Here is a 24,198-nt window from a genome sequence, read left to right as displayed (position 1 = left end):
TGACAGAATAAAGTACTTCTCGAATCGGGAAAGGAGAGACTCATGCTACCAGTAACTAAAAACGACCGTCTCGACGTTCAAATCCATGACCTTACACACGAAGGGGCAGGCGTGGCACGCGTCGACGGTTATACGTTGTTCGTGCCGAACGCGCTCCCGGGTGAGACGGTCGAGATCGTCGTGACGAAGACGAATAAACAGTACGGCTTCGCCCGGCTGATCGAAGTGAAACAAGCGAGCACGGACCGGGTCGAACCGCCGTGCCCGATCTTTTATCAGTGCGGGGGCTGTCAGCTCCAACACTTCAGCTATGACGGCCAGCTCCGTCAAAAACGGGACCGCGTCGTCGAGGCGCTCCAGCGGCTCGGCCAGTTCGACGTCCCGGTCCACGAGACGATCGGGATGCCAGAACCGTGGCGTTACCGCAACAAGGCGCAAGTGCCGTTCAAGCAAGAAGGAGATCGTCTCGTCGCCGGCTTCTACCGCCCGCGCTCGCATGACATCGTCGAGATGAAGGAATGTCTCATCCAAGATGAGCGGAACGATGAGGCCGTCCAAGTCGTCCGCGACGTGCTCGCGGCGCACGGTGTGCCGGCGTATGACGAGAAGACAGGACGCGGCGTCATCCGCCACGTCATGGCCCGCTACGGCTACCACTCCGGTGAACTGATGATCGTCCTCATCACGAAGACGACGAAAATCAAAGGGGCCAACGAGATCGTTGCCGACATCTTGAAACGTCTGCCCGACGTGACGTCGATCATGCAAAACGTCAACCCGGACAAAACGAACGTCATCCTAGGGGCGACGAACAAACTCTTATACGGGCACGAGACGATCGAGGACAAGATCGGTGGACTGACGTTCACAATCTCGCCGCACTCGTTCTTCCAAGTCAACCCGGTCCAGACGGAGAAGCTGTACGGCAAGGCGCTCGAATATGCGCAGTTGACCGGCACGGAACAAGTCGTCGACGCCTACTGCGGCATCGGTACGATCAGTCTGTTCCTTGCCCGGAAAGCAGCCCACGTGTACGGCGTCGAGGTCGTGCCGGAAGCAATCGAAGACGCGAAACAGAACGCTCTTGTCAACGAAATCGATAACGTGACGTACGCCTGTGGCGCGGCCGAAGATGTCCTTCCGAAGTGGAAGCAAGACGGTATCAATCCTGACGTCATCGTCGTCGACCCACCGCGTAAAGGCTGTGCCGAGTCGTTCCTTGAGACGATGGTCGAGATGAGTCCGAAACGGATCGTCTACGTGTCGTGTAACGTCGCGACGCAAGCGCGCGATATGCGTTATCTCGCCGACCGTGGCTACAAATTAGTCGAAGTCACACCGGTCGACATGTTCCCGCATACGGCGCATGTCGAGACGGTGGCGTGGCTTGAAAAAATAAAATAAACTGAAAGAAATAGCCTTCGATTTGTTGAAATCGGAGGCTTTTTTTACCTTCATGCATGTTCGAGAGGGGAATGCGGATGAAAATTCATCGTTATCTAGAATTAGAGATTGACGAAAAATTGAATAATGACTTACGTGATTTATTAGTAGAAGCATTTGAACTACTCTATCCGAATCGCCGATATTTCAAGCAATTACCTCATCTTCGTCTCCTTATTTTTGGAGATGAAGATCAAGTCATTGGTCATGTCGGGTTAGACTACCGGATGATGAATTTGAACGGGGAACCGATTCAAGTTCTTGGTGTGATTGATTTATGTGTACGGGAAGAGATGCGTGGTAACGGGATTGGTGAAGCGTTATTGAACAAAGTCATTAATATCGGAAAGACGAAACAAGTCGATTTTCTCTTATTGTTTGCGGACCGTCCCGATCTTTATTTGCGATCGGGATTCAGCCATGTCGATAACGCTTGTACTTGGCTCCAAATTGACGATGAGCGGCAGATTATACGCGGGATTGGGGAAGCATCGTTTGATGAATTGATGATTCGGCCGGTAGGAAATAAAACATGGACGGACGGTCATTTGGATTTAATGGGTTACTTGTACTGAGGACTAAAGGTTTTCTTATGAAAAGGAGTGAAGATGATGCGAAACGTGACAAAAGTGATTCTAGGTATAGTGGGAGTAGCCGTTCTTTTGATTGGGTGGTGGCTCATTTCTCCCCTGTTCTTGGACGAGACGGTTGATGAAGAACTTCCACCGACTTCACTTGATACAACTGTAGAAGAAGGAGAAACTGAGGAGGCGACGGAATCTCCGGCTTCTGAGGATGATGGAGCCGCTACGGAGTTTACCGACTTGGCAGGAGTGTTCATGGATGGTGAAAAAAATTATGAAACCTCAGGCAACATTCAAACGATTCGTGCAGAAGATGGTGTGTACTTGCGCTTCGAAGATTTCCAAACGACAAATGGTCCCGACTTGTTCGTCTATTTGATTCAGCCGGGGATGGAAACGACAGAAGGGATCAGCCTCGGTTCATTGAAAGGGAATACTGGTAATCAAAACTATTTAGTCCCTGAAGACGTCGATCTCACGCAATATTCAACAGTCGTGATCTGGTGTCGGGCGTTCGATGCAACTTTTGGTACGGGAGAATTAAATCCCTGATGATGAAAGTGCGTTCGAATTGTAGATCATCATCTAATGATATAAGGAAAGACAACCTTAGTGAGACCGATGAACGGTTCCTCTAAGGTTGTCTGTTTTTTTGAATCATGATTCATGATGGTCTGTAGAGAATGGCTTTTCTTCATAACTAGAAACGTTATACGAACCAATTGTGCGATATTTTTCAGAAGAAGCGTCACTATCTGACAAGCTAGTAGAGACGTCGATAGATAAAGCATCATTTATGATTCTTTGTAAATAGGTCGGATCTGGCGCATCATTGATAGCGGCCATGACGAGTGCATTTCTAAGGTAACCGGCGTTATTAGAAAGCAGTTCTGCATTAAAAGGCAAATTATGATGTTGAGCGAAAAGTTTCATGAAAACAGAAACGGTACGGGTATTTCCTTCACGAAAAGGATGAACCCGCCACAAATCTGTCATTAGCTTAGCGAAATAGACGGGCAGTCGTATATTTTCATGGGTCCATGTGATTTCTTGTTTCCAATCAAAGATAGATGCTAAGTTCGTTTGAATCTGCAAAGAATCACTGTAAACCACAGATAAGCCACCCAAAATTCGCTCATTTTTATAGATGTTGATTGAGCGAAATTCGCCGGCCCATTCATATAGTTCGTTGAATAGATGTCGATGGATTTGTTGGAGAGAATGATAACTATCGAAATCCACTTCCGAAATGAGTGACTCGATTTCTAATATGTTTGCAATGATGAGTTGTGCTTCAACATTAATCAGTTGTTGTTCGTCAGTTATCCCAAGTTTATTAATGAGTACATTTGTACGTGGGTAAACATAAGGATCCATTAGGATTGATGTGCTTTCGTATACTGCTCCATAATGGCTTGCTTAAATTGAGCTGAAGTGATCTCACCGTTTTCATATCGATTCAGCAATTTCTGTGTGAAAGGACTTGGTTTTCCACCGTCGATTGCAGCCATACCAACTGCAAATTTTACTTGTTTTTGACGTTCGATATATGAGTTCTTATCCACTTTTATCACTCTTTTCACTTTGATCAACTTGCTTACAATTATATCATACACGTAAAATATTTTTTAAAGAGGCAACTTATTTTCAGCTGCTTTCAGAGCTATCTAAATATACGTAGCAAAAGACGGGCTGCGCGTAGCCCGTCTTTTGCTTACAATGCTTTACTGACTGCAATATTTGGTTCAGGAGTAGCGTCTTCGCGCATCGCGTTGATCTCTTTGTATTCGTTCGTATCTTTCCACAACTCGTCTTTCAACGGGTTGAGTTTGTATTTGACGATGCGCGTCACTTGCCAGACGGCGAGGACGACGTTCAGCGCAAGGCTGAGCAGCGCGATCGTCCAGTTCGCTGCCGGATTATACGACACGCTCACGTTGAACGTGCTGCCGACGGCGAAGAAGTAAGGGAACGTCATGACCCACATCATCCAAAACGTGAGTGTCTGGGCACGGTTTTGCATCCACGTCCCTTTCGCCCAGAGCAGAGCAGGAACCGTTGCTGCGATGTTCAAGGCGAAGCCTGAATAGAACGCGTTACCCGGTGCGCATGAATAGACGTAGGCGATATTCCAGATGCCGTAAGCAACAATCCAAAGCTTCGTCTGGTCTGGCCATAGCATGTCTTTTTTCTTGCCGGATGTCGCGAAGATGCCGACCCAACCGCAGATAAGTAGCAAGTTCAGGATCCCGGCAACAGCGTTCACGTAGTTCCAACCACCCGAGATGTAATTCATCCCGTCGACCATGCCTTCGAATCCCATGATCCCGACTTGGAATTCTCGAACGACGGCCTCGGCGATATTGAGGGCCAAAATACCCGGTACGAGCAATAAGTACCACGGATGTTTCTTGTGATAATCGGTGAAGCGGATGACCATGTAGATCAAACTTCCGGCAAGCGCCGAGTACACTTTCACCCAGTGAAACCATGACGTAATTTCAGGGTCGGCGGTAAAGAACCAAATCGGAGTCAACACGACCGGGACCGCCATGAACATGAGAATGCTAGCTTTTTTGCTCGACCGGACGAATTCGTTTAACCCGATCAACAAACCGAATACGACGAACCACATGACGAGATTGTACCAAGGAATGGATTCAAAGAAGAACATAAATAACGCCCCTTTCATTTCTAAAGTATTGGTGACAGAACAACGATGAAAAATATAAGATCGATAAACATACCGAACGTTCGTTATGTTTATGTGAAAAGTGTAACAAACTATTGAAAGCGTTGTCAATGCAGTTAAGGGCGTCAAAGAGACATGTCACAGAACCGTCAAATCATTATGATATAATTAGCCAATATTACGTGAGGAGCGTCGGAGCACATGATGAACGAAGGGAAACAAAAGATAGTAGAGGCAGCGCGAGCGACGATCATCGAGAATGGGATCCAAGGTACGACACTTCGTGGCATCGCGAAGAAGGCTGGGCTTAGTACGGGCGCCATCTATCACTATTACAATTCCAAAGAGGCCATTCTGTACGATGTGATGGACGAGGGATTGGGGGAGATTCGCCGAATCGCGACCATCTCGATCGAAGACAAGAAAGAGGCACGCGAAATCATTCAAGAAATTTTCGACGGGATGCAAGACCGACTCAAAAAAGATGCGGAAAGCCGGTTGCAGTTTTACTTGGCACATGAAGCGATGCTCGGGAACGAGGAGTTACAGAACAAGTTTCGAGAAAAGTACGAGGATTGGATCGACCGGGTGGAAGCCATCTTCGTACGAGCGTACGGTGTCGAACGCGGACCCTCGACGCGAGCGGTCGCCGCGTGGACGATGGCAGCAATCGATGGGATGGTGCTCCAAACGTTGTTGAATGTTCAAGTTGTCGAATCTGAGCATACGAATCGTGTATTGGAGTACTTGCTGCACGACGGGTTCGCGCACTTCTTCAAGTTGATCCACGAACAACCAGGTAAATAAAGATAAATCAAAGTCCCGTCCTAACCCGAAATACCGGATACTTGCTTTAAGTTTCTGGTTCGGGTTTTTGTATAGAGTTAGAGTGGTGTAGAGCGAACGATTGATTTTCCAACATCCGCTTGAAAGAAGGGGAGCATGATGAACACTGAGACACCAAACAAACATGTCGCGAAAACATCGATTCATTTATGGATGGTAGGAACAATTTTTATGGTCATATACGGTGTGGGCATTTACGATTACTTGATGGTCCAAGCACAGAACGTTATGTATTTGAACTCATTGAACGTAAAAGGCGATGTAGTTGCGTACTTTACCGACTATCCGTTTCTATTGAAGATACCATGGGGCATCAATGTGTTTAGCGGTCTGATGGCAGCTGTGCTTTTATTGTTGAGAAAAAAACAAGCGGTGGGATTCGCACTTTTGGCCGGGCTGGCTAAACTCGTATTGGATATCATCACGTTCACGTTGCTGGGACGGTGGGAAGTCTTCGGGATGCAAGCATCGCTTATTGATTTATCAATCCTCGTCCTCACTTTTTTGTTGTTCGTCTACTGTACGAAGATGTTGAAACAAGGTGTATTAGGCTGAATGACTTGACTAAAGAGGAAGTCGTGACGTTTTGTATAATAATTAATTAGAAAGTATTGTCAGTTGATACATTCCCCCGTCCATAATAGAATGGATAAAGTGATTTTGTTGGATTGATTACGAAAGGGAATGATTTTATATGAACGAAAACTTCTGGCGCGACCTTCCGCGTCCATTCTTTGTACTTGCCCCGATGGAAGACGTGACTGACGTCGTCTTCCGTCACGTCGTCGCCCATGCCGGACGTCCAGACGTGTTTTTCACCGAGTTCGCGAACTCGGACAGCTACTGCCATCCGGAAGGGAAAGGCAGCCTGCGTGGACGCTTGACGTTCACGGAGGACGAACAGCCGATGGTCGCCCATATTTGGGGTGACAACCCGGACTACTTCCGCGAGATGAGCATCGGCATGGCCGAGATGGGTTACAAAGGTATCGACATCAATATGGGTTGCCCGGTCCCGAACGTCGCCAAACGCGGGAAAGGGAGCGGCCTCATCCTCCGTCCTGACGTCGCGGCCGAACTCATTCAAGCGGCGAAAGCTGGCGGCATCCCGGTCAGCGTCAAGACACGACTCGGCTTCGCAAAACTCGACGAGTGGCGCGATTGGTTGACGCATCTCTTGAAGCAAGACATCGCCAATTTGTCGATTCACTTACGCACACGCAACGAGATGAGTAAAGTCGACGCACACTGGGAGATGATCCCGGATATCGTGAAACTACGTGATGAGATCGCACCGGATACGCTCATCACAATCAACGGCGATATTCTCGATCGTCAAATGGGATTAGAACTCGTCGAGAAATACGGCGTCGACGGCGTCATGATTGGTCGCGGGATTTTCAAGAACCCGTTCGCGTTCGAGAAAGAGCCGCGTGAGCACTCGATGGAAGAGCACCTCGATCTTCTTCGTCTCCAGCTCGACCTGCAAGACAAATTCCAAGAAGACGTGCCGCGTTCGATCTCGAACTTGCACCGGTTCTTCAAGATTTACGTGAAAGGGTTCCCCGGGGCGAGCGACCTCCGTGTGAAACTGATGGATACGAAATCGACAGATGAAGTGCGGGCCCTGCTCGCCGAATTTGAAGGAAATAAACGAATAGAACAGCTGATTGAAAGCTAATTTTGGAGCGCATAGTCGCTCCTTTTCTATATTTATTAACAGGAGGACGAACAGATGATTCCAACTCGACAGACTGAGCGGCTGGTATTGAGGTCACTCACTCAAGAGGATTTAACAACATACGCCGCCATACTCGGTCAACGGGAGGTGAGCCGTTATTTAGGGGACGGGAAACAGAAGACTCGAGAAGATGCCGCGCACTTGCTGACTCGTTTCCAGGAGCAGTGGATGGAATATGGCTACGGGGTCTGGGGTGTGGTTGAACGGTCGACGAACCAACTGATCGGTCATTGCGGTTTCTCACGGTTACCGACTGGCGATGTCGAGTTATTGTATGCTTTCGATCCGACCACATGGGGGAAAGGGTACGCGGTCGAGTCAGCTCAAGAGGCACTCGAGTTTCTCGATTTGCTGGCGGGAATAGGACCAATCATCGCGCTCAGCTATCCTGAAAACGAGCGTTCGCAACGGGTCTTGGTACGTCTCGGTTTCACGTATATGAAAGAAGATGATTATGCAGGCGTCAATTTGTTGGTGTATCAGCGCCACACGACAGGATGAGCAACCTATGGGAACATAGGTTTTTTTTGTAGACAATTATTGAAGATGAGCGTACACTCATTATATCGGGAGACGATATAACGGTAGACGAAGTAAAGGAGATAAACTATGACACAATCAGCAGGAACCGTCGCGTTGACGGAAGCGGTGTATTACATTTTATTGTCGCTACAAGTTCCGCGTCACGGGTATGGAATCATGCAATTCGTGCAAGAATTGAGCGATGACCGTGTCCAGTTGGCGGCGGGAACATTATACGGCGCGTTAAGCAACTTAGTTGAAAAAGGATGGATTGAAGCAGTGGAGAAAGCGAGCGGACGAAAGAAAGAGTATGTCGTCACACCTCTAGGACAAGCAGTGCTTGAGGCCGAACTCGTCCGGCTCGAAGAACTCGTCACGAATGGAAAACAGTGGATTGGGGGAAACAAATCATGAAAACCAAAACGGTATATCGCTTTTACGCGGATTACGAAAAGGAAGAGGCTTGGTTGAACGATATGGCGGGTACAGGGTGGTTTCTTGAACGTTTTAGACTTGGGCGTTACACGTTTGTGCAAGGGGAGCCGAACAAATATACTTATCGAATCGAATTGATTGAAGAGGCACCAAGTCATCCGAAATCGGTCGCTTACTTTGAATTTTTGGAGGAAATGGGCATTGAGGTCGTCGCGACGACATTTCGTTGGGTCTTTCTCCGAAAACTAACAACTGACGGACCGTTTCGACTCTACTCAGACATTGACTCGAAGATTCGCCATGAACGACGGATTTTTCATCTGTATAGTTTTGTGTTGTATCTCAATTTATTTGTAGCATTCCTCAACCTGTCGAACGGTATCGAATCTTTCCTCTGGGTTCCTAATTTGTTAGTCAGTATACTATTTATCACATTCGTGCTGAAACAATATCGGAAACTTTCAAAGTTGAGGGAGGCGCGTCAACTGGTCGAACGGGATCAGTGATGGAGGAGAATCTGTTGGAACGTCTTCAAGGCGGGGACTTGCGTTCCATCGGACGGGTCGATGAGGTCGTCCAATTCGTTGGCGACGATTCAGAACGATTCGCGGAACTGATGGTCGGGTTGACCGATGACCGTCCTGTCGTCCGAATGCGAAGCGCGGATGCGGTCGAGAAGATCACGCGACGCTATCCTGAACTGTTGAAGGCGCATCAGGCGCCGCTCCTCGAACTTTTGCCAGCGTTCACCCAACAAGAAGTCCGTTGGCACGTCGCCCAACTGATGCCGCGGTTGCCGCTCAGCGATGACGAAGCGGGGCAGGTCGTCCGTGTTCTAAAAGCATGGATTGCTTCCGAGACGAGTAAAATCGTCATCGTCAATTCGCTCCAAGCGCTATTCGACTTGAGCGTCCGCTATTCGCGCTTCCATGATGAACTGATTGATTTGCTCCATAAACAACTCGAGACAGGAAGTCCGGCTGTCCGCAGCCGTTGTAACACATTGTTGGCTAAATGGCGAGAGAGTGAGTGAAAAATGAAACGTTTTATTGGGTTAATTCGTATGTAGTGAGCGGAAGGAAGGTGGTGGTGGAAATGAACGAATGGCGCGAATCAGCGGTCGGGCTTGGTCTTATTTTCGGAACGGCTGCCGGGATGCTCATCTCTCTATTATTCGATTTTACAGTTGCATACGGGATTGTTGTCGGTTCGATAATCGGATATTTAATTGGACTTATTATTTCCATCAGCGCAATGAAACGATGATCAGTACTTTCACATAATTAGGAGGCGTCAACATGAGTGAATTTCAATTTATAGCGAGTAATCAACCGTTGCAAGAAGTCGATAACCCGTACGTCGAATTTTTATCGATCAATGAGGCGATTAAAAAAGGAGTCGTTTTGCCTGAGATGCTCACGGATGATGAAGAACTCGATCGTGACGAAAAGATTTTGATGCACGTCGAGGCAGAAGAGCAACTCGACGAGATTGAGGTCAAACGAGAACTTTATTATGCAGAGGAAAACGTCGAAGCGTACTCGAAAAAACCACACGTCGCTGAATTGCGTTGGCGCTACACCGAAACGAGAGCCCAGCAACTCATTGACTACATCACCGACCATCTGAAGACGGCGGACGAAGTCGAGATTTGGAAAGTCTGGGTCGATGAACAGAGTGAGTCGAGCGTTCGTTCGATCACGCTTGATGAGTTGACGATTGATGAGTTGCGATTTTTAGGTGATGTCGGGTTTGAACGACCAGAGTGTCTCCTTGTCGTCAAATCGTGATGTTTCTCAGATTTGCCGGACGTGGCATCACGTTCGGTTTTTTGTTTTGTCTCCTCATCTGAAAAAAGACTGCTATATTATGAGGAGAACAGTCAGGAGGGAACACCATGCACATTTTAATCGTTGAAGACGACCGGACGATTGCTTCTGGTCTCCAATATTCGCTTGAACAAGAACAATTTACGACGACGTTATGTCAAAACGTAGCCGACGCGACACGTTTGATTGACCAACAGTTACATACGATCGACCTGTGTCTGTTCGATTTATCGTTGCCGGATGGGAGCGGCTATGACTTGTGTCGGCTCGTGAAGCAACGACAGGATACGCCCGTCATCTTTTTGACGGCGTTCGACGACGAAGTCAACGTCGTCATGGGACTCGACATGGGGGCGGATGACTACATCACGAAACCGTTCCGGGTCCGGGAACTCATCTCGCGAATCCACTCGGTACTGCGCCGTTACACGAAACAAGGCGGTTCGCCCGTTCTGACCATCGGGTCGGTCGAAATCAATCCGCAAGACGCCAAAGTCAAAAAGGACGGACACGAGATCTTGTTGACGGCGCTCGAATATCGCTTATTGCTCATTTTCGGGAAACATACGGGCCAAGTGCTGACACGCGCCCAATTACTCGACCAGATGTGGGACATGGGTGGGGACTTCGTAAACGACAATACGTTGACCGTCTATATCAAACGGTTACGCGAGAAACTCGAGGACGACCCACAGCGCCCGACGTTGATTAAGACGGTCCGGGGCATCGGCTATAAGGTGGAGCGCTGACATGTTGCGAAACCGAGAAATCCGTATGTATGTACTGAGTCTGTTTGTGATCGTCAGCTTGGCTGTGGGCGCAGCACTGTTCATTTCGATTGAGGCAACACTTCTCGTAGCCATCTTATCGTTTGTATTCATGGCGGTGACATATCGCTTCACCGTATGGCGCTATCGCGAAATCGAACAGCTGTCGAGCTATCTCCAAGAGATCAGCAACGGCAACTATAAACTCGACGTCCGCGACAACCGTGAAGGCGAGCTCAGTCTGTTGAAGAGCCAAATCTACAAAGTGACAAAGATGCTGTCGGAGCAAGGGACGTATCTCGAGGAGGACAAGCAGAAGCTGACGGATGCCATCTCCGACATCTCTCATCAGCTGAAGACGCCGCTCACGTCGATGACGGTCATGGCGGACTTGCTCAGTGACCCGAGGCTGTCAGATGACAAGCGGCAAGAGTTCACTCATAACGTGCAAGTACAGCTCGAACGGATGGAATGGCTCGTGTCGTCGCTCCTCAAACTGTCTAAAATCGATGCCGGGACGATTCAGTTCAAACGGGAGCCGGTGTCCGTCCCCGTACTTGTTCAAGCTGTGACGAAACCGATGCTCGTGCCGATTGATATCAAAATGCAGCGGCTCCAGATTACGGGTGAGCGTGACGTCACGTTCGAAGGCGATGTGAAATGGACGACCGAGGCGCTCATCAATATCTTGAAGAATTGCGTCGAACATACACCGGAAGAAGGGGAGTTGTTCATCGAGTTCAGTGAGAACACACTCTATACGGAAATCGTCATCCGTGACACAGGGAGCGGGATCGCGAAACAAGACGTCCCGTACATCTTCCAGCGTTTTTATAAAGGCGTGAATGCGAATGACGACAGTGTCGGCATCGGGCTCGCCATGGCCCACAGTATCATCACGAGCCAGCAAGGTGAATTGACCGTCCGCAGTGAACGTGGAGTCGGGACCGCGTTTCAAATTCGATTCTACAAAGCAATCGTCTAATCGTGTAAGTGACGAAATAGTCACTTTCGAGTCACGGACGTGTCACACTCGCTCGGTACACTCGAAGTAGATCAAGTACTGGAGGGTGCATATATGAACATATTAGAAGTGAAACAGTTATCGAAAGTATATGGGAAAGACGAGATGGAAGTCCGGGCGCTCGATGACGTGTCGTTCACCGTGAAAAAAGGGGAGTTCGTCTGTATCGTCGGACCGTCGGGCTCAGGGAAGTCGACACTGTTACATTTGCTAGGAGGTGTCGACGTCCCAACGAGCGGACAGGTGTTAATCGATAACACGGATATTTACAAGTTGGACGAGACGCAGCTCGCCATCTTCCGGCGTCGTCAAATCGGTTTGATTTATCAGTTCTATAATTTAATCCCGATTTTGACAGTCGAGGAGAATATCACGCTGCCGATGTTGTTGGACGAGCAAAAAGTCGACGCCGCCCATTTGGAGCGCATCATTGGCATCCTCGGGCTGTCGAACCGCTTGACGCATCTGCCGAATCAACTGTCGGGCGGGCAACAGCAACGCGTCTCCATTGGACGGGCGCTCATCAGTAACCCAGCCATTATCTTGGCCGACGAGCCGACGGGGAACTTGGACAGTCAAAACAGTGAAGAGATCATGAGTCTATTGAAACTGTTCAACAAGAAGTTCAATCAGACGCTCATCATTATCACGCATGACGAACGGATCGCCTTACAGGCGGACCGGATCATCTCGATTGAAGATGGGAAGATTGCGAAGAACGAGGTCGTCCGGTCATGAACATTATCAATAAAATGACGCTGCGGCACTTGCGCGAGAACAAGCGACGTTCGCTCGTCACCATCATCGGGGTCATCATCTCGGTGTCGATGATTACGGCCGTGACGACACTCGGTTCATCGTTTTTGGACTTGATGATTCGTCAAGACATCGCCGATAACGGGGAATGGCACGTCAAATATGTCAACACGAACGAAGAACAGGTCGAGGCGATTCGGAAGGATGAGTCGACGAAGGACGTCATCCTATCGAGTGACGGCTATGCGGCATTAACGGATTCGCAGAATGCGTATAAACCATACTTATACGTCCGGAACTATAACACCTCGGGACTGAAGAACTTCCCCGTCGATTTGACGGAAGGACGCTTGCCGAACAAAGAAGGCGAAGTCGTCATTTCCGAGGCCATCCGTCAAAATGCGCAAGTCACGTACAACATCGGGGACGAATTGACGATTGAAATCGGCGAACGCATGGACGAATCGTCCGGACGCGTGTTGACGCAAGACGACGGCTTGATTCGTGACGGGGAGACGATTCTGGAACAGTTGAACGTCGAGGACACCTTGACGTTGACCGTCGTCGGCACGATGACGCGACCGGCATGGGAACCGACGTGGTCGCCGGGCTACACGGTCGTCGGATACATTGACGACAAGGCGTTGAACGGTGCGACCGTCGATACGTTCGTCGCCTTGAATGATGTCGACGGCTCGATTTATGAAGAGACGAAACAACTGATGAGTGAACAACAGATTGAAGGCATCGCGTATAACTCCTCGTTGCTCCGGTATTACGGGGTGACCGATGATGACGGCTTGCACAAGACGTTGTATGGGTTCGGGGGCATTATCATGACGGTCATCGTCATCGGCTCGATTTCGCTCATCTATAACGCCTTCGCCATCAGCGTATCCGAGCGCTCGCGCTATCTCGGGATGCTCGCGAGTGTCGGGGCGACGAAACGGCAAAAGCGGAACTCGGTCTTCTTTGAAGGGTTCGTCATCGGCGGCATCAGCATCCCGCTCGGCATCCTTGCAGGGGTGACCGGGATTGGGGTCACGTTCCTATTTATTAACGCCTTTGCCGAGAAAGCGCTCAATATGACGGAGAAGTTTGAAGTCGTCGTCACACCGGTCACGCTCCTATTGACGATTTTTATTTCGAGCGTGACGATTTTCATCTCCTGTTATCTTCCGGCCCGTCGCGCTTCGAAGATTTCGGCGATTGACGCGATTCGTCAAACCCAGGACGTGCGACTCACGTCGAAGAACGTGAAGACGTCGAAACTCGTCCGCCGCATCTTCGGGTTGGAGGCGGAGATCGGATTGAAAAATACGAAGCGCAACCGGAAACGGTATTTGGCGACCGTGTTCTCGCTCGTCATCAGTATCGTCTTATTTTTGGTCGTCAGCTACTTCACGGATCGGATCGAGCAGTCGCTCGAGATGGCACAAGGATCGTATGAGTTCGACATTCTTGTGAACGGGTCGAATCTCACGAAGGATGACTTACGTCGCTATGAGACGTTGGACCATGTGACGGGCGGAACGTACTTCGAGAACACGACCGTCCAGACGATGGTCGACGAAGCACGGTTACCGAGCGCGGTCACCGAGAACGAAGACTTGATGTTCACGTCCGTCGATGGGAAATTTACGTACTATGTCTCGCTCTATCAATTGGATGATGCAAGTTTCGATGCGTACTTGAAGCAAATCGGTGCATCCGCCAGCAACTTTGAAGACGGAGACATGCCGGGTGCCGTCTTGATTGATGAAATCTCGTATCAAGACGTTGACAAGAAAAAGTTTGTCAACTCGAAGACGATTGAGACCGAAATCGGTGATACGATCGAACTCCGGGACGAGAACGCATCGGACCAAACGGCACCATTAAAAACAATCAAAGTCGCGGCTATGACCGACGTCGCCCCGACCGGTGTGATGACGAAGCCACTCGGATGGCTCGATGTGATCGTCCGGGAAGGGACGTTCGAAGAGGATGCGATCGGGAAGTTGATGCAACAATCAAGCCCATCGATCGCCTTGAACACGAGTGATCCTGATGCGACGCAGCAAGTGATTGAAGCGGAGCAAAATATGGACCAATACATCTTCAACGTGTCGGAACAGCGGGAACAACAAGAGCAAGTGTTGTTGTTGCTATCGATTTTCGTCTATGGGTTCATCGTCTTGATTTCGCTCATCTCGGTGGCGAACATCTTCAACACAATCTCGACGAGCGTCTCGCTCCGGCGCCGCGAATTCGCGATGCTGCGATCGGTCGGGATGACACCGAAAGGATTCAACAAGATGGTGTACTACGAGAGTATCTTCTACGGCGTGAAGGCGCTGGCATACGGACTTCCGATCAGTGTGCTCATCATGTACCTCATTTATCGGGCGCAGGTGAACACGTTCGAAGCACCGTTCTCATTGCCGTGGGGCGACATCTTGTTCGTCACGATTGTGATTTTCCTCATCGTCGGTTCTTCGATGGTGTATGCCATCTCGAAAGTGAAGTCGGATAATATTATCGACCGTTTGAAACAAGAGACTAGTTAAAATGGGAGTGGGAACCGAGTCGTCGGTTGCTCACTCTTTATATATCCCCATATGAACTGACCGACATAAAGTGCTCAGCTGGCACGATGTCATCGTGAAGGAGGTTTCGAAGTCGCTGGCGAATTGTAGCAACATCACGTATTGACAGAGACTGGATGCTGTTCAGTGAAAGCTTTACAGAGGGGGTGGCCCAGTGATCTCATTTCGATCGTATTCACATGAGCCTTATGTGTCGGAGGATGTTGTAAAAGTAAGAGACTTTCTCATCAGAATCAACTTAACGGAGCTGCAGGCACCACGTCTTTTATGGGGGGCGTGGGACTGGGCGGTGAACCATGCGCTTCGTGATCAAGAACATGTGCATCGGATTGGTATGTGGGAAGATGAGGGGCGCCTTGTCGCCCTGGCGACGTATGAGCTCAATTTAGGGGAAGCGATTTTGGTCGTGGAGAAAGGGTACAACGCATTGAAGCCTGAACTCGTTGCCTATGCGGTCGAGCGGTTGCATAGTCATGGTGATTTGCGACTATTGTTACCGGATGAGGATGAGTGTTTGCAACTGGCCGCCTTAGAGACAGGATTTCGACCGACGAGACACATCGAGCGGTTCGCGAAAATCCATGTTTCCCGGATAAGTAAGGAGTCGTTGCCGCACGGGTTCTCCTACGTATCTCTTGCGGATGAATGGGATTGGCGACAATACAACCAAGTGATGTGGCGTGGCTTTGACCATGATGGGAATGCGCCGGATGATGCCGCGACCATCGAAGGACGGAAAAAAATGTTGTCGAGTCCTGCGATTCTACCCGAACTGCTCGTTGCCATTGCCTCACCTGAGGGGAAGTATGTGGCACATTGTGGTGTCTGGTATCGCCCGGGTGATCGCTATAGTTACGTCGAACCGGTCGTGACGGACCCGACATACAGGGGGAAAGGCTTTGGGAAGTCGGTCGTCTATGAGGCGATCATACGGAGTGGGAAACTAGGGGCGGAACAGGCAATTGTCGCTTCAGACCAAACGTTTTATTACAATATTGGCTTCGTTCCGTTTCGGACGATGACGCAATGGCAATTGCACAATTAAGCGACTTAGGATAGAGAGAAAGGGGAGAATGAAACATGGAACGTACCATCACTGTCAAAGGAACGGGAAAAGTATCGGCCAAGCCAGACTTGACTGTCGTGAAAATGGAGTTGACCTCGAAAGCCGTGCGTTACGAGGAGACGATGAGCGAAGCGGCGGCGGCCGTGGCGCGTCTGCAAAAAGCGCTTGGACAGGCCGGCTTCGATAAGACCGCTCTAAAGACGACGGACTTCTCGATTGATACAGACTATGAAAGTTACCGTGACGAGGACGGAAATTATAAATCTCGATTCCGTGGCTATGTGTGTGAGCAACGAACAAAACTTGAGTTTGACCTCGACACGAAACGATTGTCTGACGTCATCCAAAGCGTCACGAATTCAATGGCGGATCCGAAACTATCCATCAAGTTCACAATTAAAGATTCAGATACGGTTAGCGATGCACTCCTCGCCAGCGCGGCGGAGAGTGCGTTGCATCGGGCTGAACTGTTGACGAAAGCGGCCGGTGCGGAGCTTGGGGAATTGAAGCGGATTGACTATACGTGGGCCGAGCTACATCTTTACTCGCCAACTAATTTAGTATTCCATGAAGAAGTGTTCCATTCACAGGCGTCGATGCCAGAGCTTCAGCCGGACGATATCGATTTGAGCGATACGGCGACGTTCGTCTGGGCGATCGAATGAAACGTGTCGTCTGGATGGTGGCGTTGCTGCTGTCCGTCTCAGTGTCGGTCCACGCCTTGTCATGGGCGTATGCGTTCGTCGTCTTGGACGGACGAGTGTATGAAGTGACGGACATTAAGGTCTCGGAGGCTGATCTTGGCGCTGTCGTCGGCGAGGTCGAGACGTTGGCTGACGATATGACCGGCGACTATTATGGGGACGCCTCGAACATGTATCCGATCGGCACAGAATATCGTCAAGTGGAGGGGGAGTCGGTCGAAGACGTGCTCGCGGTTGAGGATGGGACGGAGTGGAAGCGGGCCGTATTCGTCCATGAGGCGCCGTTTGACAGCCGGAATCATGTAGACGTGATCGCCTATGCGGCCATCGGTGTCGGGATTGCTGTGTTTGTATATGGGTGGTTGAGGAAAAGAAGAGTAGTAGGCTGATTTTAGGACGAATATGTATTGCCCATAGATCAAGTGACATCATACGACTTGTCGTTCGACGACTCTCACATGGAGGAGACGACCACTATGTTTGAAACTTATTATTTTATACTAGGGATTATCAACAGCTTATTATTGATCACGATTTTTTTGTTAGCGAAATTCTCTGACATGTCGAAACTGAAAGTTGTAGGAATGGCGTATTTATTCCTGGCGATCCCGGCGCTATACGGAATCATCATTGCGCAACAGCAACAACAGCCGATCCAGTACAGTATTTTTTTAGGGATATTTATAGCTTTTCTCATTCTCGAAGGACTTTATGATTTCGTATTGAAAATCTCGTTCCGTGAGAACTTCCGAAAATATTGGAAACAGTTGACGCCGTATTTGATGCTGTACTGGTCGATGAATTATGGGTTTATCATTATGACATGGAGACATTCCGTCGTCCAAGGTGGCATCATGTTAGGGCTATTTGTCGTGCAAGTGATCGCCAATATGATGTCACACACGAAAAAAGAATGAGCATGTAAATTGGTATAGAAACGCCAAGAACGGGAACAGATTCGTGTAGGTGTTAAATGGTCTTGGAAAGAGAGAAGGGACAGTCATGAAAATCCTCATCACTTTTGACTCGATGTACGGATGCACAGAAAAAGTCGCCCACGCCATCAAGGACGGATTCGGCGAGCTTCATCAAGTCGAGGCAGTTCACATCAGTCATATCGGCTACGGGGATCTCGCCAACCTTGATTTGCTCGTCGTCGGATCACCGACACACGGCGGGCGCGAGACCGAGGACGTGAAGACGTTTCTCGACGGACTGTCGGATCACGCGCTCCGCGGAGTGCGGGCCGCAGCGTTCGATACGAGCATGGCCGAAGAAGACCAAGGCTTTTTCGTCGGGAAGATCGTCAAGTGGTTCGGCCACGCCTCGACCCGGATCGGCCGGGAGCTTACGGAAAAAGGGGCAGAGCCCGTGCTTCAAGAATCATTCCTCGTCCTCGACAAAGAAGGACCGCTCAAAGATGGAGAGCTCGAGCGGGCCCGCGACTGGGCAAGTCATCTGTTCGATAAATAAAGATAGCGCATTCCCGTTCGAGGAATGCGCTATCTTTATTAGTAAACTGTTTCAGCACCGATCAATGGAACTGTGATGTCCCACCCAGCTTGCGATGTGTAAGTATGATCACCGATAATATAGCCATCGACCGTGACGACATCGTCAGTGAAAAAGTCTGTCAATTCTGGATAGTAGAGCATGATAATGTCATTTGGACTCCACCCGTAAGATGTTTGCGTGACGGCCAGACGAATTGTTGTCCCTTCTTCGTCTTCTTGGATTTGTACGATCTCTCCTTTGAAGCGAACTGCCTCACCCGCGTATCGATCCGCACCTTTACTCAAATGCTTGAACTCAATGGTCGAGTTTGCAAAAGCTGCCTCTTTTTCTTTCGCTTCCTCAGCTTCGCGTAGCTTTTGCTCCTCTTCTTCTTGTTTTGCCTTGGCTTCTTCTTCAGCAATTCGTGCGGCCTCGGCTTTTGCCTCTTCTTCAGCGATTCGTTTTGCCTCTGCATCTGCCTTTTGTTTTTCTTCTTCTGTCAGTTCAGGTGCCTGTTCGACTTCATTTTCTGCAGATGCAGTTTCCGCCTGACCATCTGTCACGTCCTCAGTAGGGATGGTTGCACCAAGAACGATCATTCCAATTACAAATGATGCGGCAATCAAAGGAAGCATCACGCGTTTTTTACCTTCGCGCTTCCATAGTTTGTAAATCGGTAAAAGCCCTGCTACCAAAATAAGTCCTGCTACGATTGCCCCATCTGCCATGGCGAGAAAACCGAGTAATAGAAATAAAGACGCTACAATAATCAAAGAAATGCTTTTAAATTTTTTCAAAATAATATAATTCCTTTCATCTACAAAAAAATGTTTAGTGAATGCTCACAAATACGTACGATACTACAAATCTATTAGGAAGTAGATGGAAAAACGGAAATTATATTAGAAAATCGTTCGACAGTTTGCGAAATCTGTCGAAAATCGTGCTTGTAGACCTATGGAACGGGTTAGAAAACGGGTAAATACAAGTGTAGCTCTTTTTCTAAAGAATGGAGGGAGAAGGATGAAAAAATGGGAACGAGATGTCCTTGTCGGTTGGATCGTCGTCTTGCTCGTGTTGATTGCCCATTACGTGATGACCGTGTCGCTCGGCAACACCTACTTTGCCGAATCGACGTTGAATCGGATGCTATGGTTCAGTAGCTTCCCGGCTTTTTTGATCGCGTTTACCGCAGCGTTGTTCCAAAAAACGAACACGCTCACGCTTGCCGTCCGGCGCGCCGTCATTTGGACAGCCGAGCTCGTCGTCGGGTTTTCACTTGTCGCCTTGTTCTTCCGCGCGTTCGTACCGCTGTTCGCAAGCCCTGGTGCGTATTGGCTGTTCGGTGCCGTCTTGCTCGCCCCGCTCGTCTACTTGTTTGCGTTCCGCCGCCAAGACCGCGGCACGAAAGCCGGAGCCCATTAATCGAAACGCCTCCCTCGGGAGGCGTTTTTAGCTTGCCTCGAAATGGGAAAGGGGTACAGAAGACATGAATGGAGGGAATCATATGAGTACTTATTTTTCATCATCTTACGACGAGTCACGCGAGAGGTTTCTCGATTTGCTCGACACCGTCAAACAATACTACCCGAGCGCGCGGACGATGTCGCATTCGATCGGGGAAGATACGATCGACGTGATCATCGGCGAACCGGCCGGGTCACGTGAGGCGATGCTGCTCATGACGATCGGCGAGCATGGGATCGAAGGCTACGCCGGTGCGGCCGTGACCACGCAATTCATCGAGACCCAGCTCGGCAACGTCCGCCATGACGTGACAGGCGTCTGCTTCATCCATGCGGTCAACCCATGGGGGATGAAACATTTCCGGCGCGTCAACGAACATAACGTCGATTTGAACCGAAACTACGTCGTCGACCGGGAATCGCTGCCGCGAAACGTCAATAAAGAGTATGAGGTGATGCGCCACTTGTTCGTCCCGGACGGTGTCATCGACGACTACCACGAGGCGCGCGAACACATTTATTCGTTCCTCGGCTCTGGCATCAAGCTCGACGGGTTCGACGCGATGACCGAGGCGAAAGGGATGGGCCAATACCAATTCCCGAAAGGCGTCTATTATGGCGGGGACGCCGACGAACCGTCCGCTGTCTTCTTGAAAGAGATCCAGCACGATCTTCTCGACCGTTACGACCGGGTCGTCCATATGGACTGGCACACCGCGCTCGGACCGACGAACGAAGTGACGATGCTCGTCAGCGAGCGGGACGGACGCAGCACCGAGCAGTTAAAACAGACATACGGGTTGAAGAACATCAAGACGTACAATCCGGATGACGTGCTCGGCGACTCGACGAACCATTTCTATTACGTCCGCGACACGCAGCATCCGGACAAGCAGCTCGTCTCGGCCTTGTTCGAATTCGGGACGTTCGGCACGTCGACGAAAGCGCTGATCCGTGAATTTTTGACGATCATTTTAGAGAATCGTCTCTATTTCGAAGGCACGAAAGACCCGGAGGCACGGAATGGCATCAAAAAAGAATTCATGGCCATGTTCTACCCGGAAGACGAGACGTGGAAGACGTCCGTGTTACGAGAAGGCGCGCAAGCGGTCGAGCATATTTTGAAGGCCGAATCGCTCTGGCGCGACGGTTGACAGGTTTTCAGTTCGCTCAAACGGGAACAGATGGGTTGTGGGCAAACGTACGGCGCACAACGCTCAACAATACGATTGGGGGTTTTGAATAATGGGAAATTACATTACAGCACATGACGGGACGTCTATTTTTGTCGAGGACGTCGGAACGGGTGACGCGGTCGTCTTCTTGCACGGCTGGCCGGCGAACAACAACATGTTCGAGTATCAGAAGAACGCGCTCTTGGATGCGGGCTATCGCTACGTCGGTATCGATTACCGCGGTTACGGGAAGTCGGACGCACCAGCTACGGGCTATGACTACGAGACGATGGCGTCTGACGTGAACATGGTCGTCAACGGCCTCGGTGTCAAAGACTTCACACTCGTCGGCTTCTCGATGGGTGGGGCGATCGCGATCCGCTATGCGGTCGATTATCCGGACGGCGGTTTGAAAAAACTCATCCTCGCCGGCGCGGCGGCACCGGTGTTCACGCAACGCCCGGACTATCTGTACGGGATGACAAAAGAAGAAGTCGACGCGTTGATCGAAGATACGAAACGCGACCGTGCCTCGATGTTGACCGGGTTCGGCGAGATCTTCTTTGAGAAGAAGCATCCAGAGCCGCTTCAAAACTGGTTCCACAGCTTGTCGCTCATCGCCTCGAGCCACGGGACGATCGCCTCGGCGAAAGCGCTCCGCGACGAGGACCTTCGTGAAGACTTGCCGAAAGTCGGCGTCGAGACGCTGATCATCCATGGCGTCCACGACAAAGTCTGTCCATTCGAGTTTGCCCTAGAGATGGAAAAAGGCATCCCGAACGCGCGCATCGAGCGTTTCGAGGAGAGCGGTCACGGTACCGTGCTCGATGAGATGGAGAAGTTCAATCAAACGATGTTACATTTTATCTGATTAGACGAGACGCCTTGATCGAAAGGCGTCTTTTTTATGGACTCGGACGGGTAGAATCGATGCGTACAGGGTATAAATAATTGGAGTTACTTTCCAGTTTTCTGTTGATGACGTGTCACGCCGGTCCTGTTCTTGTGAAGGACTTTTTTCTGTGACAGCAACTAATGAAGGGAGGGTGAAACAATTGTGGGGTGCGGTCAATTATTGCGGTCAACCCTACGATTCATGGTACAATAGCGTGGTGGATTAACAGATTGAGGAGAGATTATATATGAACATCGCTTTCTTTTTATATCCGAAAGAAGACGTCAAATATTTAGACCCGGAGTCGACGGTGCGGCAAGCGCTCGAGAAGATGAAGCATCATCGCTTCACCTCGGTGCCGCTCGTATCCGAGAACGGCTTTTACGCCGGAACGATGACGGAAGGAGACTTACTGTGGGCACTCGCTGAACAACTTCGCGGGGAAGAAGATTACGAGAAAGTGCTCCGGACTCGCCTGAAAGACATCAAACAACGCATACGCTATAAACCGGTATCGATCACGGCGCAAATCGAGGAGCTCGTCGATGCGATCACCGATCAAAACTTCGTGCCGGTCGTCGATGACGGCAAGTATTTCATCGGCATCATCCGACGCCGTGACATCATCGAGTACTACTCGACGAAGTTGAAACAGCTCGAGAGCGAAGTACGCTAACTCAGTGGCTCGGCCCTTAGTAAAGGGTCGGGTCATTTTTTGTGTCGATTATATCCTCTATAAGTCGGGTACAGTGTCAGAGACAAGGAGGCGATCACATGGACATGTCCACATATCGGTTTAAAGATGACGGTTCGATCCCGAACAACCCGTATTTCCCGGTGCTGTTATACCGACGCGTGTTCGATGAGGCGGACGGCATCCAGGCGACGTTCGAGCATAACGGTTGGGGCAACAGTTGGGTGAACGGTGTGTTCGACTATCACCACTATCACAGCAACACGCACGAGGTGCTCGGGGTGAGGTCAGGCCGTGCGACCGTTCAACTCGGCGGCGCGACCGGTGATCTCGTCTCGTTGAATGCGGGTGACGTGTTGATCCTGCCGGCAGGGACGGGACACCGTCGACTCGAGGCGAGCGATGACTTCGAAATCGTTGGGGCGTATCCGGAAGGACGCGACTATGACACGTTGACGGGCAAGCCGGAAGAACGCCCGGACAACGTCCATCGCATCGAACGCGTCGACAAACCGGCGACCGATCCCGTCTTTGGGACGGCAGGGCCGTTGCACGATCAATGGATCAAGGAGGAAACAACATGAACCGAATTCCACACACACTGATTTTGGCGGCATTGAAACAACACGTGGTCAAATTGCCGGACGGGCGCGAGATGCGTGCCCTCGGTCAAGGCACGTGGCGCATGGGCGATGACGCATCAAAACATGACGCGGAGATCGAGGCGCTACAGACAGGTCTCGACTGCGGATTACACGTCATCGACACGGCCGAGATGTACGGGGAAGGAAAGTCAGAATCACTCGTCGGGGAAGCGATCCAAGACCGGCGCGAGGACGTCTTCCTCGTCTCGAAAGTGTATCCACATAACGCCGGGGGCGATAAGCTCGTACAGGCGTGCGACGCGACGCTCGAACGGCTCGGCACCGACTATCTCGATTTGTACTTGTTGCATTGGCGCGGCAACATCCCGCTCAAGGAGACGGTCGACGGGCTCGAACAGCTGAAAGCAGACGGGAAGATCCGGGCGTGGGGCGTCTCAAACTTTGACGTCGACGACATGAAAGAACTGCTCGCCTTGCCGAACGGGAAGCATTGCGCGGTCAACCAAGTGCTGTATCATCTCGGCAGCCGCGGCATCGAGCACGACTTGTTGCCGTTTCTAGAAGAGCAGGGCATCCCGATGATGGCCTATTCGCCGCTCGCCGAAGGCAGCGACGTGAAAGAGAAAATCTTTAACGATGAGACGGTGAAACAAATCGCCGAGGCGTATCATGCGTCGGTGGCCCAAATCCTGCTCGCGTGGACTGTCCGGAGCGGCAACGTCATCGCCATCCCGAAAGCAGGGCAGAAAGCGCACGTCGAAGAGAACGGGGCGGCGCTGCTCCTCAATCTGACTGAAGAAGATTTCAAAGCGCTCGACGAGGCGTTCCCGCCGCCGAGCGGGAAAGAACCGTTAGATGTGATTTGAGGACAA

General features: G+C 50.3%; 31 protein-coding genes. 27 read left to right on the top strand and 4 right to left on the bottom strand.

Features of this window, described 5'->3' with window-relative positions; translation table 11 throughout:
• Positions 1-42 precede the first annotated feature (42 nt).
• The 3 genes from rlmD (at position 43) to EVJ24_RS00395 (ending at position 2,579) form a co-directional block, all read left to right on the top strand.
• Positions 43-1,404: a 23S rRNA (uracil(1939)-C(5))-methyltransferase RlmD gene (gene rlmD, locus EVJ24_RS00405; RefSeq protein ID WP_131438796.1), complete on the top strand. Its 1,362-nt coding sequence runs from the start codon at positions 43-45 to the stop codon at positions 1,402-1,404.
• 77 nt (positions 1,405-1,481) lie between these two features.
• Positions 1,482-2,018 (top strand): GNAT family N-acetyltransferase, encoded by a 537-nt coding sequence (locus EVJ24_RS00400; RefSeq protein WP_131438795.1) that lies wholly within the window; start codon positions 1,482-1,484, stop codon positions 2,016-2,018.
• A gap of 36 nt (positions 2,019-2,054) precedes the next feature.
• A complete protein-coding gene (locus tag EVJ24_RS00395) occupies positions 2,055-2,579 on the top strand; it encodes a DM13 domain-containing protein (protein ID WP_236637495.1) in 525 nt (174 codons plus the stop codon).
• 105 nt (positions 2,580-2,684) lie between these two features.
• On the opposite strand, the gene EVJ24_RS00390 is transcribed toward EVJ24_RS00395, so the two are convergent.
• The 3 genes from EVJ24_RS00390 to EVJ24_RS00380 all read right to left on the bottom strand — a co-directional run bounded on the left by EVJ24_RS00390 (position 2,685) and on the right by EVJ24_RS00380 (position 4,701).
• A complete protein-coding gene (locus EVJ24_RS00390; protein ID WP_131438793.1) occupies positions 2,685-3,404 on the bottom strand; it encodes a Fic/DOC family protein in 720 nt (239 codons plus the stop codon).
• Positions 3,404-3,592, bottom strand: coding sequence for an antitoxin VbhA family protein (locus tag EVJ24_RS00385; protein WP_201740331.1), 189 nt, complete (start codon positions 3,590-3,592; stop codon positions 3,404-3,406). Before EVJ24_RS00385 ends, EVJ24_RS00390 begins: the two co-directional genes overlap by 1 nt.
• A gap of 149 nt (positions 3,593-3,741) precedes the next feature.
• Positions 3,742-4,701, bottom strand: coding sequence for a DUF5692 family protein (locus tag EVJ24_RS00380; RefSeq protein ID WP_131438791.1), 960 nt, complete (start codon positions 4,699-4,701; stop codon positions 3,742-3,744).
• A gap of 219 nt (positions 4,702-4,920) precedes the next feature.
• Here EVJ24_RS00380 and EVJ24_RS00375 point away from each other — a divergent pair, with 219 nt between their 5' ends.
• The 18 genes from EVJ24_RS00375 (at position 4,921) to EVJ24_RS00295 (ending at position 18,470) form a co-directional block, all read left to right on the top strand.
• Positions 4,921-5,526, top strand: a complete 606-nt coding sequence (locus EVJ24_RS00375; RefSeq protein ID WP_131438790.1) for a TetR/AcrR family transcriptional regulator — start codon at positions 4,921-4,923, stop codon at positions 5,524-5,526.
• A gap of 138 nt (positions 5,527-5,664) precedes the next feature.
• Positions 5,665-6,120: a hypothetical protein gene (locus EVJ24_RS00370; protein WP_131438789.1), complete on the top strand. Its 456-nt coding sequence runs from the start codon at positions 5,665-5,667 to the stop codon at positions 6,118-6,120.
• 139 nt (positions 6,121-6,259) lie between these two features.
• A complete protein-coding gene (locus EVJ24_RS00365) occupies positions 6,260-7,246 on the top strand; it encodes a tRNA dihydrouridine synthase (RefSeq protein ID WP_131438788.1) in 987 nt (328 codons plus the stop codon).
• A 54-nt stretch (positions 7,247-7,300) separates the two neighbouring features.
• Positions 7,301-7,807 (top strand): GNAT family N-acetyltransferase, encoded by a 507-nt coding sequence (locus EVJ24_RS00360; protein WP_131438787.1) that lies wholly within the window; start codon positions 7,301-7,303, stop codon positions 7,805-7,807.
• Between the two features lie 108 nt (positions 7,808-7,915).
• Positions 7,916-8,242 carry a PadR family transcriptional regulator gene (locus EVJ24_RS00355; protein ID WP_071398061.1) on the top strand — a complete coding sequence of 109 codons (327 nt, stop codon included), beginning with the start codon at positions 7,916-7,918 and terminating at the stop codon, positions 8,240-8,242.
• A complete protein-coding gene (locus EVJ24_RS00350; RefSeq protein WP_131438786.1) occupies positions 8,239-8,769 on the top strand; it encodes a DUF2812 domain-containing protein in 531 nt (176 codons plus the stop codon). The genes EVJ24_RS00355 and EVJ24_RS00350 overlap by 4 nt, the downstream gene beginning before the upstream one ends.
• Positions 8,770-8,783: 14 nt before the next feature.
• Positions 8,784-9,296, top strand: a complete 513-nt coding sequence (locus EVJ24_RS00345) for a hypothetical protein (protein ID WP_131438785.1) — start codon at positions 8,784-8,786, stop codon at positions 9,294-9,296.
• A gap of 62 nt (positions 9,297-9,358) precedes the next feature.
• On the top strand, positions 9,359-9,529 hold the full coding sequence (locus tag EVJ24_RS15325) for a hypothetical protein (RefSeq protein WP_161568716.1): 171 nt from the start codon (positions 9,359-9,361) through the stop codon (positions 9,527-9,529).
• A gap of 32 nt (positions 9,530-9,561) precedes the next feature.
• Positions 9,562-10,053 carry a hypothetical protein gene (locus EVJ24_RS00340; RefSeq protein WP_131438784.1) on the top strand — a complete coding sequence of 164 codons (492 nt, stop codon included), beginning with the start codon at positions 9,562-9,564 and terminating at the stop codon, positions 10,051-10,053.
• A 107-nt stretch (positions 10,054-10,160) separates the two neighbouring features.
• Positions 10,161-10,841, top strand: a complete 681-nt coding sequence (locus tag EVJ24_RS00335; protein ID WP_131438783.1) for a response regulator transcription factor — start codon at positions 10,161-10,163, stop codon at positions 10,839-10,841.
• A gap of 1 nt (position 10,842) precedes the next feature.
• Entirely contained in the window at positions 10,843-11,844 is a 1,002-nt protein-coding gene (locus tag EVJ24_RS00330) for a sensor histidine kinase (protein WP_131438782.1), read from the top strand.
• A 93-nt stretch (positions 11,845-11,937) separates the two neighbouring features.
• Positions 11,938-12,621, top strand: a complete 684-nt coding sequence (locus EVJ24_RS00325) for an ABC transporter ATP-binding protein (protein WP_131438781.1) — start codon at positions 11,938-11,940, stop codon at positions 12,619-12,621.
• Complete coding sequence (locus EVJ24_RS00320; protein WP_131438780.1) at positions 12,618-15,188, top strand: ABC transporter permease; 2,571 nt, start codon at positions 12,618-12,620, stop codon at positions 15,186-15,188. The genes EVJ24_RS00325 and EVJ24_RS00320 overlap by 4 nt, the downstream gene beginning before the upstream one ends.
• Before the next feature lie 193 nt (positions 15,189-15,381).
• Entirely contained in the window at positions 15,382-16,272 is an 891-nt protein-coding gene (locus tag EVJ24_RS00315) for a GNAT family N-acetyltransferase (RefSeq protein ID WP_131438779.1), read from the top strand.
• Positions 16,273-16,307: 35 nt separating this feature from the next.
• Complete coding sequence (locus tag EVJ24_RS00310) at positions 16,308-16,958, top strand: SIMPL domain-containing protein (protein ID WP_131438778.1); 651 nt, start codon at positions 16,308-16,310, stop codon at positions 16,956-16,958.
• Positions 16,955-17,386: a hypothetical protein gene (locus EVJ24_RS00305; RefSeq protein ID WP_131438777.1), complete on the top strand. Its 432-nt coding sequence runs from the start codon at positions 16,955-16,957 to the stop codon at positions 17,384-17,386. Before EVJ24_RS00310 ends, EVJ24_RS00305 begins: the two co-directional genes overlap by 4 nt.
• An 87-nt stretch (positions 17,387-17,473) precedes the next feature.
• Positions 17,474-17,914: a hypothetical protein gene (locus tag EVJ24_RS00300; RefSeq protein WP_131438776.1), complete on the top strand. Its 441-nt coding sequence runs from the start codon at positions 17,474-17,476 to the stop codon at positions 17,912-17,914.
• Between the two features lie 85 nt (positions 17,915-17,999).
• Entirely contained in the window at positions 18,000-18,470 is a 471-nt protein-coding gene (locus EVJ24_RS00295) for a flavodoxin family protein (RefSeq protein ID WP_131438775.1), read from the top strand.
• Between the two features lie 38 nt (positions 18,471-18,508).
• On the opposite strand, the gene EVJ24_RS00290 is transcribed toward EVJ24_RS00295, so the two are convergent.
• Positions 18,509-19,288, bottom strand: coding sequence for a hypothetical protein (locus EVJ24_RS00290; RefSeq protein WP_131438774.1), 780 nt, complete (start codon positions 19,286-19,288; stop codon positions 18,509-18,511).
• A gap of 226 nt (positions 19,289-19,514) precedes the next feature.
• Between EVJ24_RS00290 and EVJ24_RS00285 the strand changes: the two genes are divergently transcribed.
• From EVJ24_RS00285 to EVJ24_RS00260, 6 genes are all read left to right on the top strand, one after another.
• Positions 19,515-19,916, top strand: a complete 402-nt coding sequence (locus EVJ24_RS00285; protein WP_131438773.1) for a hypothetical protein — start codon at positions 19,515-19,517, stop codon at positions 19,914-19,916.
• A gap of 82 nt (positions 19,917-19,998) precedes the next feature.
• Entirely contained in the window at positions 19,999-21,111 is a 1,113-nt protein-coding gene (locus EVJ24_RS00280; protein WP_131438772.1) for a M14 family metallopeptidase, read from the top strand.
• Positions 21,112-21,202: 91 nt separating this feature from the next.
• A complete protein-coding gene (locus EVJ24_RS00275; protein WP_131438771.1) occupies positions 21,203-22,003 on the top strand; it encodes an alpha/beta fold hydrolase in 801 nt (266 codons plus the stop codon).
• A gap of 271 nt (positions 22,004-22,274) precedes the next feature.
• Positions 22,275-22,703: a CBS domain-containing protein gene (locus EVJ24_RS00270; RefSeq protein ID WP_016510664.1), complete on the top strand. Its 429-nt coding sequence runs from the start codon at positions 22,275-22,277 to the stop codon at positions 22,701-22,703.
• Positions 22,704-22,801: 98 nt separating this feature from the next.
• On the top strand, positions 22,802-23,305 hold the full coding sequence (locus EVJ24_RS00265; RefSeq protein ID WP_131438770.1) for a cupin domain-containing protein: 504 nt from the start codon (positions 22,802-22,804) through the stop codon (positions 23,303-23,305).
• The gene (locus tag EVJ24_RS00260; RefSeq protein WP_131438769.1) at positions 23,302-24,192 is read left to right on the top strand and encodes an aldo/keto reductase; all 891 of its coding nucleotides are present in this window, start codon (positions 23,302-23,304) and stop codon (positions 24,190-24,192) included. The genes EVJ24_RS00265 and EVJ24_RS00260 overlap by 4 nt, the downstream gene beginning before the upstream one ends.
• Positions 24,193-24,198: the final 6 nt, after the last annotated feature.

The sequence above is a fragment of the Exiguobacterium sp. SH1S21 genome, from assembly GCF_004337175.1.
Classification (GTDB): Bacteria; Bacillota; Bacilli; order Exiguobacteriales; family Exiguobacteriaceae; genus Exiguobacterium; species Exiguobacterium aurantiacum_A.
Note: the sequence above shows the minus strand (reverse complement) of the source record. Positions and strands in the feature narration are given on the sequence as shown.

Excerpts from the sequence above, each read along its gene's own strand:
- EVJ24_RS00370 (WP_131438789.1), top strand. The coding sequence starts at position 5,665 with ATGAACACTGAGACACCAAACAAACATGTCGCGAAAACATCGATTCAT.
- EVJ24_RS00285 (WP_131438773.1), top strand. The coding sequence starts at position 19,515 with ATGAAAAAATGGGAACGAGATGTCCTTGTCGGTTGGATCGTCGTCTTG.
- EVJ24_RS00305 (WP_131438777.1), top strand. The coding sequence starts at position 16,955 with ATGAAACGTGTCGTCTGGATGGTGGCGTTGCTGCTGTCCGTCTCAGTG.
- EVJ24_RS00275 (WP_131438771.1), top strand. The coding sequence starts at position 21,203 with ATGGGAAATTACATTACAGCACATGACGGGACGTCTATTTTTGTCGAG.
- EVJ24_RS00260 (WP_131438769.1), top strand. The coding sequence starts at position 23,302 with ATGAACCGAATTCCACACACACTGATTTTGGCGGCATTGAAACAACAC.
- EVJ24_RS00325 (WP_131438781.1), top strand. The coding sequence starts at position 11,938 with ATGAACATATTAGAAGTGAAACAGTTATCGAAAGTATATGGGAAAGAC.
- EVJ24_RS00310 (WP_131438778.1), top strand. The coding sequence starts at position 16,308 with ATGGAACGTACCATCACTGTCAAAGGAACGGGAAAAGTATCGGCCAAG.
- EVJ24_RS00270 (WP_016510664.1), top strand. The coding sequence starts at position 22,275 with ATGAACATCGCTTTCTTTTTATATCCGAAAGAAGACGTCAAATATTTA.
- EVJ24_RS00365 (WP_131438788.1), top strand. The coding sequence starts at position 6,260 with ATGAACGAAAACTTCTGGCGCGACCTTCCGCGTCCATTCTTTGTACTT.
- EVJ24_RS00330 (WP_131438782.1), top strand. The coding sequence starts at position 10,843 with ATGTTGCGAAACCGAGAAATCCGTATGTATGTACTGAGTCTGTTTGTG.
- EVJ24_RS00335 (WP_131438783.1), top strand. The coding sequence starts at position 10,161 with ATGCACATTTTAATCGTTGAAGACGACCGGACGATTGCTTCTGGTCTC.
- EVJ24_RS15325 (WP_161568716.1), top strand. The coding sequence starts at position 9,359 with ATGAACGAATGGCGCGAATCAGCGGTCGGGCTTGGTCTTATTTTCGGA.
- EVJ24_RS00295 (WP_131438775.1), top strand. The coding sequence starts at position 18,000 with ATGAAAATCCTCATCACTTTTGACTCGATGTACGGATGCACAGAAAAA.
- EVJ24_RS00265 (WP_131438770.1), top strand. The coding sequence starts at position 22,802 with ATGGACATGTCCACATATCGGTTTAAAGATGACGGTTCGATCCCGAAC.
- EVJ24_RS00350 (WP_131438786.1), top strand. The coding sequence starts at position 8,239 with ATGAAAACCAAAACGGTATATCGCTTTTACGCGGATTACGAAAAGGAA.
- EVJ24_RS00340 (WP_131438784.1), top strand. The coding sequence starts at position 9,562 with ATGAGTGAATTTCAATTTATAGCGAGTAATCAACCGTTGCAAGAAGTC.
- EVJ24_RS00380 (WP_131438791.1), bottom strand. The coding sequence starts at position 4,701 with ATGTTCTTCTTTGAATCCATTCCTTGGTACAATCTCGTCATGTGGTTC.
- EVJ24_RS00390 (WP_131438793.1), bottom strand. The coding sequence starts at position 3,404 with ATGGATCCTTATGTTTACCCACGTACAAATGTACTCATTAATAAACTT.
- rlmD (WP_131438796.1), top strand. The coding sequence starts at position 43 with ATGCTACCAGTAACTAAAAACGACCGTCTCGACGTTCAAATCCATGAC.
- EVJ24_RS00400 (WP_131438795.1), top strand. The coding sequence starts at position 1,482 with ATGAAAATTCATCGTTATCTAGAATTAGAGATTGACGAAAAATTGAAT.
- EVJ24_RS00300 (WP_131438776.1), top strand. The coding sequence starts at position 17,474 with ATGTTTGAAACTTATTATTTTATACTAGGGATTATCAACAGCTTATTA.
- EVJ24_RS00360 (WP_131438787.1), top strand. The coding sequence starts at position 7,301 with ATGATTCCAACTCGACAGACTGAGCGGCTGGTATTGAGGTCACTCACT.
- EVJ24_RS00375 (WP_131438790.1), top strand. The coding sequence starts at position 4,921 with ATGATGAACGAAGGGAAACAAAAGATAGTAGAGGCAGCGCGAGCGACG.
- EVJ24_RS00320 (WP_131438780.1), top strand. The coding sequence starts at position 12,618 with ATGAACATTATCAATAAAATGACGCTGCGGCACTTGCGCGAGAACAAG.
- EVJ24_RS00280 (WP_131438772.1), top strand. The coding sequence starts at position 19,999 with ATGAGTACTTATTTTTCATCATCTTACGACGAGTCACGCGAGAGGTTT.
- EVJ24_RS00355 (WP_071398061.1), top strand. The coding sequence starts at position 7,916 with ATGACACAATCAGCAGGAACCGTCGCGTTGACGGAAGCGGTGTATTAC.
- EVJ24_RS00395 (WP_236637495.1), top strand. The coding sequence starts at position 2,055 with ATGCGAAACGTGACAAAAGTGATTCTAGGTATAGTGGGAGTAGCCGTT.